Below are 10741 nucleotides of genomic sequence, written 5' to 3' on the forward strand. Positions count from 1 at the left end.
TTTGAAAAAATATTTTGAAATTTATCAAAAAGATAAAGGGCAAAAGATATATGAAGAGGATAAACATTATTCTTTTATAGAGTATTCAGGTGGAAATATAACACATTGGGATTTTTTAGATGAAGAAGGTGGGATGGCTTCTAATCAAATATCAAATAATATTTTTTTGATAGCAGATACCGATGGACATAAAGGTAAAACAATTGAAAGTACAGGAGAATTAACTGCAAAAGCTAAGAGGTTAGTCACGTTGGAAAGTAATTTAAAAGATGGATTTTACGCTTTAGAAGTTAAAGAAATAGAAAACTTATTAACACCTGATATTATAATGAAACTTATCAGAGAGAAAGAAAAAGATACAGATGAGAGTATAGCTTTTCCTGAATTTACTCAAGAGGAGTATAGTAATATAGGTCTAGGAGAATATATAACAAATAATCTTTTAGGTGGAGTAGAGAAACATAAGAAATATAAAGCAGATTCAGGTACGGTTGCAGATAAAGTTAATTTTTGTAATATAGCCTGTAGACATACAAAAAATATTGAGCATTTATCGAAAGAAGCCAAAGATATTTGTGAGAAGTTATATAATTTTATAGAAAAAGCAAACAAATAAAGGTCTAAGATTTAAAAATGACACAGAAAATCGATAAAGCTTTAACAGGAAATATTATGCTAGAGCGATTTACAGGATAAGTTCCGCAGATGATAATCGAGGACTGTAGCTCAAAAGCTCGTAAAAAAAGAGATGTTACCCGTGAGATGTTTTCAGTGTCTTGAATTTCTTTGCTTCGTTTCTTGTTTCAAGAAAAGAAATGAAGTCGCCTTAGCGAAAAAGGTTAAATAGTAATTTATTTTTCTTCCTATTAGGGAGAGAGAGAGGGTAAAAATAACTTGAAATAGGGGGATACAATAGATGTTAAAATTAGAGAGAATGTCAGAAACAGATTTCAATATGGTAAAAGGAAAGATGATTGCTGATTATGCTAAAGACAAGGTAAAGGTTGGACATTGGTCAGATAGAGATGCTTTGGAGTTATCTAAGGAAGCATTGGATAAGATTTTAAGTGACGGAATAGCTACTCCTAATCACTATTTGTTAAATGCCTATGAAAATGAAGTTAAGGTAGGATTTGTTTGGATGAATAGATTTAACCATGAAATGTTTGTAAACAACACTTGTATCTTTGAAGAATTTCAAGAAAAAGAATATGAGTTAAAGTTCATTGAATTGATTGAAGAGAAGGCAAATGAATTAGAAGTAAAAAAAATAAATATCCATTCATATGGATATAATGAAAAAAATATAGCAGTATACAAGAAAATGGGATATGATATAACGGATATATATTTAAATAAAGGAATATAACTTATAAAAGTTGGACTTTTAAGAAGGAGAATAACTATGGAATATAGGATAACTGATGGAATTGTAGAAGCTATTATAGAAAGTCATGGTGCAGAGCTAAAAAGTTTTAAACTTTTAAAAAATAACGAAGAATTTATGTGGAAAGCCGATCCAAAATTTTGGGGAAGAACTTCACCAGTTTTATTTCCTATTGTAGGAGGGTTAAAGGATGGTAAATATATTTATCATGGAATAACCTATGAGATGGGACAGCATGGAATTGCAAGGGATAATGAATTTAAGGTTATTTCTCATGAAAAAAATAAGATAGTTTTTTTATTTGAGTCAAATGAGGAAACACTAAAAGATTATCCATTTGGGTTTAAACTTTATATGGGATATAGTATTGAAAATAGTTGTCTATCTATTGAATATAGAGTAGAAAATATATCCCATGAGGAGATGTATTTTTCAATAGGGGCACATCCTGCTTTTAGTACTCCTACAAGTGAGAATATTGAATTTTCAGATTATTATTTAGAATTTGAAAAAAATGAAACAGCCTCAAGATTTCCTTTAGAGGGGAAAAATATATCTAGAAATACAATAAAATTTTTAGAAAATAGTAAAAAAATAGAGTTGGAAGAGGATACATTTAAAGATGATGCTCTTATATTTAAAAATTTAAACTCTAAAAAAATATCTTTAAAGTGTAAAAAAAATACTAGAGTTGTGACTATGGATTATAGTGAATTTGAGTATATTGCATTTTGGAATAAAGTAGGGGCAGAATTTGTATGTTTAGAACCTTGGAATGGAATAGCTGATTTTGTAGATGCCAGTGGTAGATTAGAAGAAAAAGATGGGATTATTAAATTAGAAGGACAAGAAAAATATAAAGCTATTTTAAAAATTGAGATTCAAAGTTAAAAAAATGATAATTTAAGATTTATATTTGAAAAAATAGAAATTAAATTATGAAACAATTGTAAATTAAAGAAAAAAAGAAGAAAAAAAAGGAGAAAAAAATGTCTAAAAAAGATTTTTATGAAACGCTGGGAATATCTAAAGGAGCCAGTGAAAGTGAGATAAAAAAAGCTTATAGAAAAAAAGCTATGAAATATCATCCAGATAAATATAGTAATGCAACTGCAAAGGAAAAGGATAGTGCAGAGCATAAATTTAAAGAGATAAATGACGCATATCAAGTTCTTTCAGATGGAGAAAAAAAATCTAAATATGATAGGTTTGGTCATGAGGCATTCTCTCAAGGAGGCTCTGGAGCTGGAGGCTTTGGAGGATTCGGAGGATTCGGAGGTTCTGGAGGTTTTGAAGATATCTTTGGTTCATTCTTTGGAGGTGGCGGATCGCATGGTCCCCGTGTAGAACCTGGAGCAGATCTTAGGTATACTGTAGAGATAACCCTTGAAGAAGCTGCAAAAGGAACAGAAAAAGAGGTTAAATATTTCAGAAAAGGTGAATGTCATACTTGTCATGGAACCGGCGCTAAACCAGGAACAAGTACAAAGACTTGCCCAAAATGTAATGGTAACGGGAGAGTAAAAGAGATCCAAAGAACTATGTTTGGAAACTTTGAAAACGTAGTCGAATGTGATAGCTGTAATGGTAAAGGAAAAGTTCCTACAGAAAAATGCCCTACTTGTCATGGAACAGGTGTAGAGAAGGAAAAAGTAGAGAAAAACGTTAAGATTCCAGCTGGAATAGATGATGGGCAAAGACTTAGATTAGGTGGAATGGGAGAAGCTAGTGAAAATGGTGGACCAAATGGAGACCTATATCTATTTGTAAGGGTAAAAGAGCATGCTATATTTGAAAGACATGGATCGGATATTGTTTGTGAAGTACCTATCTCGTATACTAAGGCTGTTTTAGGAGGAGAGATACAAATCCCTACCCTAGATGAGGCAATAAAAATAAAAATTCCTGAAGGAACTCAGACTGGTAAAGTATTCAGACTTCGTGGTAAAGGAATTCCTAGTACTAGAGGTGGAAGAGTAGGAGATGAATTGGTTAAGGTTGTAGTAGAAACTCCTACAAAACTAAATTCAGATCAAAAAAAATTATTAGAAGCCTTTGAAAATAGCTTGAAGAATAAAAATTCAGGTATGAAAGAAGGATTTTTTGATAAATTAAAAGATCTATTCAAATAAGAATAAAAAAACTTAAAAAAGGAGAAGGAAATCTTCTCTTTTTTTTATATATTTAAGTAGAGTTGTGAGAAAAATAACACTGAGGATTTTGAGTTTTATTATGTAGAGGTTCAATGAATTATTATTCTTGGGTTAATTGAAAAAAAGATTTTAAAAATGTCAAAGATAGTGCTATACTTTAGATAATAAAACTTAATAAAAAGGAGTACGATATGTTTAGTAATTTTTTAGCTTTTGGAGCAGATCAATCAGGAAAAACATCAGGTTACACAGGAATGGCAATAACTCTTGTTATATGGGGAGCAATTTTTTATTTATTTTTAATCAGACCAAATAAAAAGAAACAAAAGAAGCATGCTGATATGGTGGATGCCTTACAACCTGGAAAAGATGTTATAACTGCAGGGGGAGTAAAGGGAGAAGTTGTATCTGTAAGCGATCAATATATTGTGATCAGAGTAGATAAAGGAGTTAGACTTACTTTTACAAAAGATTCTATTAGAAAAGTATTATAGTGATCTAGAGTAATTCTAATAACAGGAGGTTAATCATGAAGAAGATAATGTTAATTTTAGCTGTAACAGGGGTATTGATAAGCTGTACTAGCAAAGATGAAACTGTAAAAAAGGAAACAACTATTGAAGTTGTAGCACCTCAAGAAGAGGTTACTGTACAAGAAGACGTAATAACTACCGAAGTAGTTACAGTAGAAATAGAAAAACCAGTTTTAAAAGATGAGGATTATAAATCTGTATCGGAACCAGCAAAAAAAACAGTAAAGAAAACTAAATCTACTCCTAAACCTGTAGAGAAAAAGGTAGAACCAGTAGAAGTAGTAATGGAGACATCAGTAGATGATACTGTAAATACAGATATAGATAAGCAAATAGCAAAGACAGAGACTGAAACTAAAGTTATAGAAGTAGAAACTCCAAAAGAAGAGAGTAGTAATAATAAAACTCTTTTTGGAATATTGGGAGCTATATTAGTAGCAGCAGCAGCAGTATTTATATTTAAAAAGAAATAAAAAAATTAAAATCATCTTTTAGGTGATTTTTTTTATGCTAAAAAATCATAATTTTCACGAATTATTTTAAAGTTAAGTATAAAAAGAAGAAATATGATAAAAGTATGTATATTAATAATAAGTTCAAAATTAAATGTTTTATCTCTACTATGTCTTTAGTTGAGGAAAATTAAATTAATATTTTGAAATAAGATGAAGAAATACTTTCCATATTTATAAATAAAAAATGATAATGAGGTGATTTTATGAAAAAAAAATTGAAAAATGGATTTACAATGATTGAAGTATTAATTGTAATTACTATAATTGGTGTTCTATCTGTAGTTGTTACATCCAAATTATTAAAAGAAATGAGAAAAGCTACTGTAGCTAAAGTACAACACAATTTAGGAGTTATAAGGTCTAGACTATCTCTAGATGAAATTTTATTAGAAGGATTCCCAAATTTATATGGTGAAATAAATACAGACTTATTAAAAGCCTATAGCATTGATCCTACTCCTCCATTTTCAGATAGAGAGGGGAAAAATCATGAAGCTACTTTAAAAGTAGTCTATTCTAGGAGTGATGACGGTGGTTGGTTATATAATAGGGACTTAGGAGAAATCTATGCTAATTTACCAGATGGAGCATATACAAAAGATGAAGAATATGAAATATGGGGAGGAGAAACACCTGCCATATCTAAAATAACTTATAATGGTGAAAAAAATTTGCGTTATGGAAAATTACAATTTAAAAATGAAGATGGTTATTGGGAAGACATGGTAGATGGAGAGGTATATTCATCAGATACCGAAATACAGTATGTTCCATCTGAAGGGAATATTTTAGGAGATGCCAATCAAATAAATATTGGAACAGCAACTGGCGTTGAAGCTAAATTAGATGATTGGGGAATAGTTGATGGAAATAAAGCAATTAAGATATTGGATGATGGAACAACTATCACCACTTCAGTTTTGAATGGAAATTTAAAAGAATTTAATGGAGATGGAACTCAAGGAAATGGAATAGGGAGTGATAAACTTAGTTCAGGACTAAACCTAAATAACACATTAAAAGTAGATGTTAATGGAGCAGATGTTAATGGAGCAGATGTTAATAAGGTTATTTTTACCTTAGATGGATTAGGGTCATGGTTTGATGAGAATAGTTCAAATGCTACTAAAATAAATATTACTGCTTATGACGAAAATGATGAGGAAATAAGTACACAGGGTGGATATAGAAAATCAGGATTATTTTCAGATACATACTCTTTTGAGATAACAGAGCCTGTTGCCTATTTTGTTTTAGGGTCAGAAGCAGGAAATGAAGGTTCGCTTGGAAATGGAACCTATGTAGTGCAAAATGTAAGTTTAATAAAGAGTGTTCAAGAATCTGTTAATTTAACAATTAAGAATCCCGATGGGACAACAAAGGAAATATCTAAAGACATACTTTTGGATAATACAAATTCAAGTGATTCTATTAGTATAAATGAAAAATCACAAGAGAATAATTAAATAGATTTTAAAAACCAAAAGCTCTTTTTATTTCTCTAAAAAATAGGATTTTGTATATAAAAAGCTGCATTTGGTACTGAAATGACTTTAAATGTGGTAAAAATAACCATTTTATATTAAAAATTGAACATTTAACTTGACTTTTTAGCGGTTATATCATATTCTTAATATAAGATAAAATTAAATACACCTAGAGTAAATAGAGTGGGGTTATTATAAATTGTATATTGTATACAATTTTTTTATAATAACTTTTTTTGTTGTCTTTACAGAATATTTACTTAAAAAATACGGTTAGTTTACACAAAGATGTTAAAATATTGCACGAGAGAATTATTTAGAGAAAACCACAGAAAATAGTCGTAGTTATATTTATTTTGTGTAGAGGAAATTATTTATCGTAAATAAAAGGAGGAAAAATGAAAAAAATAATTGGTATATTGTTAATGTTGGCATTTGTAGGATGTAGTACGACAAGTGTTGTAGGAGAAAAAAAAATAGAGAATACAAAAAAAATTGTGGTAGCTCATAGAGGAGCAAGTGGTTATTTACCAGAGCATAGTATGGCAGCAAAATCTATGGCATATGCAATGGGAGCAAACTATATTGAACAAGATGTAGTTATGACAAAGGATGATAAATTGGTGGTATTACATGATCATTATTTAGATAGAGTAACCAATGTAGCTGAGGCCTATCCAAATAGAAAGAGAGAAGATGGTAGATATTATGCCATTGATTTTACTTTAAACGAGATAAAAGGTCTTAAAATGACTGAAGGATTTAATGTTAAAGATGGTAAAACAGTAGCAGGGTTCCCTGAGAGATTCCCAATATGGAAATCAGATTTTAAAGTCCATACTTTAGCGGAAGAAATTGAATTAATCCAAGGATTAAATAAAAGTACAGGGAAAAATATCGGTATCTATCCAGAGATTAAAGCACCTTGGTTCCATAGAAAGGAAGGAAAAGATATAAGTATAGCAGTATTAAAAGTACTTAAAAAATATGGATATACTAAAAAAAGTGACTTAGTTTATTTACAATGTTTTGATCCAAATGAAGTTGTTCGTTTAAAAAAAGAGTTATTACCAGAATTTGGTATGGATGTAAAATTAGTACAATTAATAGCAGAGACTAGCTGGAATGAAACTATGGTATACGAAAATGGAGAAGCTATTCCTTACAACTATGACTGGATGTTTGAAGATGGAGGAATGGAAAGAATATCTCAATATGCTGATGGAATAGGACCTTGGAAACCAATGCTAGTAACAGATGAATCTACAAAGGATAACCTTGTTATTACAACTATGGTAAGTGATGCTCATAAATATGGAATGGAAGTACACCCTTATACATTTAGATTAGATGAGGGAAGAATACCTGCATATGCATCAGATTTTGAAGATATGTTGGATATATTTTATAATAAGGTTGGAGTAGATGGAGTATTTACTGATTTTCCTGATCGTGCAGTAAACTTTTTAAACAAATAAAAAATATTAATAAGAAATTTGTTAAAATAAAAAATTAGATAACAGGGGGGAAAAATGAGAAAAATTTTTAAGATGTTAACTTTGTTAATAGCAGCAACGATGTTATTTGTTAGTTGTGGAAAAAAAGAAGAAGCAGCAACAGATGGTGGAGAAAAGAAGGTAGTTATTAAATTAAGTACTAAATTTGTACAAGACGAACAGACAGCTAAATCATTAGTGAGAGTATCTGACAAGATAAAAGAAAGATCAAATGGAAATATTGAGATTCAAGTATATGCCGGCGGACAATTACCAATCGGGAAAGACAGTATGGAACAAGTAGCTAACAATGCAAACTGGATATCAGTAGATGGGCTTAACTTTATAGGAGACTATGTACCTGATTTTAACGCTATCAATGGACCTATGTTATATAAGAACTTTGATGAATATTTAGCAATGACTCAATCAGGTTTAGTAAAAAATTTAAAATCTGAAGCAGAAGAAAAAGGAATCAAAGTATTATCTTTAGATTATTTATTTGGATTCAGAAGTATGTTAACAGATAAAGTAGTTAAAACTCCTGCAGATCTTGAAGGATTAAAAATAAGAGTACCAAACAGTCAATTATACATGTATACATTAGAAGCAATGGGAGCGAACCCTACTCCATTACCATTTACAGAAGTATATAGTGGAATTCAACAAGGTGTAGTAGATGGATTAGAAGGATCTCTTATGACTATCTATGGAACTAAAATATATGAAGTAAGAAAAAATGTTTCTTTAACTAACCATTTATTAGGAGTATCAGCAGTATGTATTTCTAAAACAGTATGGGAAGGATTAACAGAGGATCAAAGAACAATCATCCAAGAAGAATTTGATGCAGGAGCTAAATATAATAATGATGTTACTGTTGAATTACAAAAAGAATACAAAGTTAAATTAGAAGAATTAGGAGTTAAATTTAATGAGGTAGATCTACCTTCATTTAATGTAGAAACTGCTAAAGTATTTTCTAAGTTCCCTAAGTGGACTCCTGGAATCTATGGTGAAATTGAAAAAGAATTAAAAGTAATCAGATCTAAGTAATCAGAAAAAAATTAAAAAATTAAAGTATAATTCGATGATCGTGACTAGTTGTGGTAGGAATTTATCACTAACTATTCACGATTATCGTTTATAGATTAAAGATAATTGAATATGGGGTGGAATATGAAAAATTTCTTTAGAAATATAGAAGTAATTCTGGGAAGTATAACAATAAGTGTCACAGTGTTATCTGTAATAATAAATGTTATTTTAAGGTATGGTTTTGGGATTCAATTTGCCTGGATAGAGGAAGTATCAGTAGGATGTTTTATATGGACAGTTTTTCTAGGAGCTACAGCAGCATATAAAGACAAGGCATTGATAGGAGTAGAAGTTTTAACGCAAGCACTCCCATATAAAGGAAGAAGATTTTTAGAATTAATAATATATAGTTTTTTATTTGTTTTAACAACAACTCTTTTTTATCTAAGCTATAACTACGCAGTAGGTTCAGGGAAAATTACAGCAGCGTTAGAAATATCTTATGTATATATTAATGCATCTATAGTATTTTCCTTCGGAATGATGAGTTTATATTCATTAAAATTTTTGATTGAAGATATATTGTCATTAATAAAAGGTCCCCAAAAATAGAAAAAAATTAATTTAGTAGAAAAGGAAGTGAGAAAATGGAAGGTTTTTATCCGATAATAATTTTATTTATATTGTTTTTCTTAAATATACCAATAGCCTTTGCATTAATGGGCGCATCGATGTATTACTTTATTTTTGTAGATAATATTATGTCAATGAACATGATCATGCAAAGATTCGTGACTTCTATCGAGTCATTTCCATATTTAGCGGTACCGTTTTTTATAATGGTAGGATCGGTAATGAATTATTCTGGAATCAGTAATAGTTTGATGGCAATGGCAGAGGTATTAGCAGGTCATATGGCCGGCGGATTAGCTCAGGTAAATGTAGTTTTAAGTATGATGATGGGTGGTATATCAGGATCTGCAAATGCAGATGCAGCTATGCAATCTAAAATATTAGTACCAGAAATGAGAAAAAGAGGGTTTAGTGCTCCGTTTTCAGCAGCAGTAACGGCAGCTTCATCTTCTGTTAGTCCAGTAATACCACCAGGAACAAACCTGATTATCTATGCATTGATAGCCAATGTATCGGTATCAAAAATGTTTTTAGCAGGATATACTCCTGGGATATTAATGACAGTAGCACTTATGATAACGGTTCATATAATATCTAAAAAAAGGGGATATCTTCCTTCAAGAGATAAGATGGCTGGACCGAAAGAAATAGCTATTCAATTTAAAGATTCTATTTGGGCATTACTTATTCCTTTTGGAATTATATTAGGAATGCGTTTTGGACTATTTACTACTACAGAAGCAGGGTGAATGTCAGTATTATTTTGTGTAGTAATAGGAACTTTTGTATATAAAAAATTAAAGTTAAGACATATTCCAATTATTTTAAGGGATACAGTATATGGTACCGGATCGGTTATGTTTCTTATCATAGGAGCTAAAGTATTTGGTTATTATCTGACTTTAGAAAGAATACCTCAAAGTATTACAACATTCTTGATGGACTTTACAGACAGTAAGTTTGTATTACTAATAATAATTAACTTATTGTTATTATTTATCGGGATGTTTATAGAGGGTGGAGCAGCACTTATTATATTAGCACCATTATTAGTACCAGCAGTAACTAGTATGGGAATAGACCCTATTCACTTTGGGGTAATCCTAATAGTTAATATTATGATTGGTGGAATAACTCCTCCATTTGGATCTATGATGTTTACGACCTGTACCATAGTCGGCGTCAAATTAGATGATTTCGTAAAAGAGATAATACCATTCATAGTGGCTCTGATGATAGTATTGATGCTTCTTACTTATTCAGCACCTGTAGCTATGTTTATACCAAATTTACTGGGGTAGGTAATTATGAGACAATTAAGAAATAAAAAATGTTTTATATTTGATATGGACGGAACCATCTATTTAGGAGATCATTTTATAGATGGAGCCGTTGAGCTCTTAAAACATATGGAAAAAATAGGAAACAACTTTGTTTTTTTAACTAACAACTCTTCTAAAAATAGTGGGGTTTATTGTGAAAAATTAAAGAAAATGGGG

General features: G+C 30.3%; 10 protein-coding genes and 2 pseudogenes. All 12 read left to right on the plus strand.

Going from position 1 to position 10741, the window contains the following annotated elements; translation table 11 throughout:
• The coding region (locus tag WBG30_RS05385; RefSeq protein ID WP_424503623.1) for a hypothetical protein at nt 1-616 on the plus strand (616 nt) is incomplete at its 5' end.
• Nucleotides 617-916: 300 nt separating this feature from the next.
• Nucleotides 917-1369: a GNAT family N-acetyltransferase gene (locus WBG30_RS05390; protein ID WP_424503624.1), complete on the plus strand. Its 453-nt coding sequence runs from the start codon at nt 917-919 to the stop codon at nt 1367-1369.
• 36 nt (nt 1370-1405) lie between these two features.
• Complete coding sequence (locus tag WBG30_RS05395) at nt 1406-2278, plus strand: aldose 1-epimerase family protein (protein WP_424503625.1); 873 nt, start codon at nt 1406-1408, stop codon at nt 2276-2278.
• A 98-nt stretch (nt 2279-2376) separates the two neighbouring features.
• A complete protein-coding gene (gene dnaJ, locus WBG30_RS05400) occupies nt 2377-3519 on the plus strand; it encodes a molecular chaperone DnaJ (protein WP_424503626.1) in 1143 nt (380 codons plus the stop codon).
• 212 nt (nt 3520-3731) lie between these two features.
• Nucleotides 3732-4034, plus strand: a complete 303-nt coding sequence (gene yajC / locus WBG30_RS05405) for a preprotein translocase subunit YajC (RefSeq protein WP_424503627.1) — start codon at nt 3732-3734, stop codon at nt 4032-4034.
• Nucleotides 4035-4069: 35 nt separating this feature from the next.
• Nucleotides 4070-4546: a hypothetical protein gene (locus WBG30_RS05410; RefSeq protein ID WP_424503628.1), complete on the plus strand. Its 477-nt coding sequence runs from the start codon at nt 4070-4072 to the stop codon at nt 4544-4546.
• Between the two features lie 245 nt (nt 4547-4791).
• A complete protein-coding gene (locus WBG30_RS05415; protein WP_424503629.1) occupies nt 4792-6054 on the plus strand; it encodes a type II secretion system protein in 1263 nt (420 codons plus the stop codon).
• 419 nt (nt 6055-6473) lie between these two features.
• Entirely contained in the window at nt 6474-7553 is a 1080-nt protein-coding gene (gene glpQ, locus WBG30_RS05420; RefSeq protein WP_424503630.1) for a glycerophosphodiester phosphodiesterase, read from the plus strand.
• A gap of 54 nt (nt 7554-7607) precedes the next feature.
• The gene (locus WBG30_RS05425) at nt 7608-8627 is read left to right on the plus strand and encodes a C4-dicarboxylate TRAP transporter substrate-binding protein (RefSeq protein ID WP_424503631.1); all 1020 of its coding nucleotides are present in this window, start codon (nt 7608-7610) and stop codon (nt 8625-8627) included.
• 123 nt (nt 8628-8750) lie between these two features.
• On the plus strand, nt 8751-9221 hold the full coding sequence (locus WBG30_RS05430) for a TRAP transporter small permease (RefSeq protein ID WP_424503632.1): 471 nt from the start codon (nt 8751-8753) through the stop codon (nt 9219-9221).
• A 35-nt stretch (nt 9222-9256) separates the two neighbouring features.
• Nucleotides 9257-10543, plus strand: a pseudogene (locus tag WBG30_RS05435) (TRAP transporter large permease).
• Nucleotides 10544-10549: 6 nt separating this feature from the next.
• Nucleotides 10550-10741: pseudogene (locus WBG30_RS05440) on the plus strand (HAD-IIA family hydrolase); the annotation flags it as partial.

The sequence above is a fragment of the Psychrilyobacter sp. genome, assembly GCF_049671765.1.
Lineage (GTDB): Bacteria > Fusobacteriota > Fusobacteriia > Fusobacteriales > Fusobacteriaceae > Psychrilyobacter.

What these genes read in the sequence shown, in the direction of transcription:
- WBG30_RS05415 (WP_424503629.1), top strand. Translation starts at nt 4,792, where the DNA reads ATGAAAAAAAAATTGAAAAATGGATTTACAATGATTGAAGTATTAATT.
- WBG30_RS05425 (WP_424503631.1), top strand. Translation starts at nt 7,608, where the DNA reads ATGAGAAAAATTTTTAAGATGTTAACTTTGTTAATAGCAGCAACGATG.
- WBG30_RS05410 (WP_424503628.1), top strand. Translation starts at nt 4,070, where the DNA reads ATGAAGAAGATAATGTTAATTTTAGCTGTAACAGGGGTATTGATAAGC.
- WBG30_RS05395 (WP_424503625.1), top strand. Translation starts at nt 1,406, where the DNA reads ATGGAATATAGGATAACTGATGGAATTGTAGAAGCTATTATAGAAAGT.
- WBG30_RS05430 (WP_424503632.1), top strand. Translation starts at nt 8,751, where the DNA reads ATGAAAAATTTCTTTAGAAATATAGAAGTAATTCTGGGAAGTATAACA.
- glpQ (WP_424503630.1), top strand. Translation starts at nt 6,474, where the DNA reads ATGAAAAAAATAATTGGTATATTGTTAATGTTGGCATTTGTAGGATGT.
- yajC (WP_424503627.1), top strand. Translation starts at nt 3,732, where the DNA reads ATGTTTAGTAATTTTTTAGCTTTTGGAGCAGATCAATCAGGAAAAACA.
- dnaJ (WP_424503626.1), top strand. Translation starts at nt 2,377, where the DNA reads ATGTCTAAAAAAGATTTTTATGAAACGCTGGGAATATCTAAAGGAGCC.
- WBG30_RS05390 (WP_424503624.1), top strand. Translation starts at nt 917, where the DNA reads ATGTTAAAATTAGAGAGAATGTCAGAAACAGATTTCAATATGGTAAAA.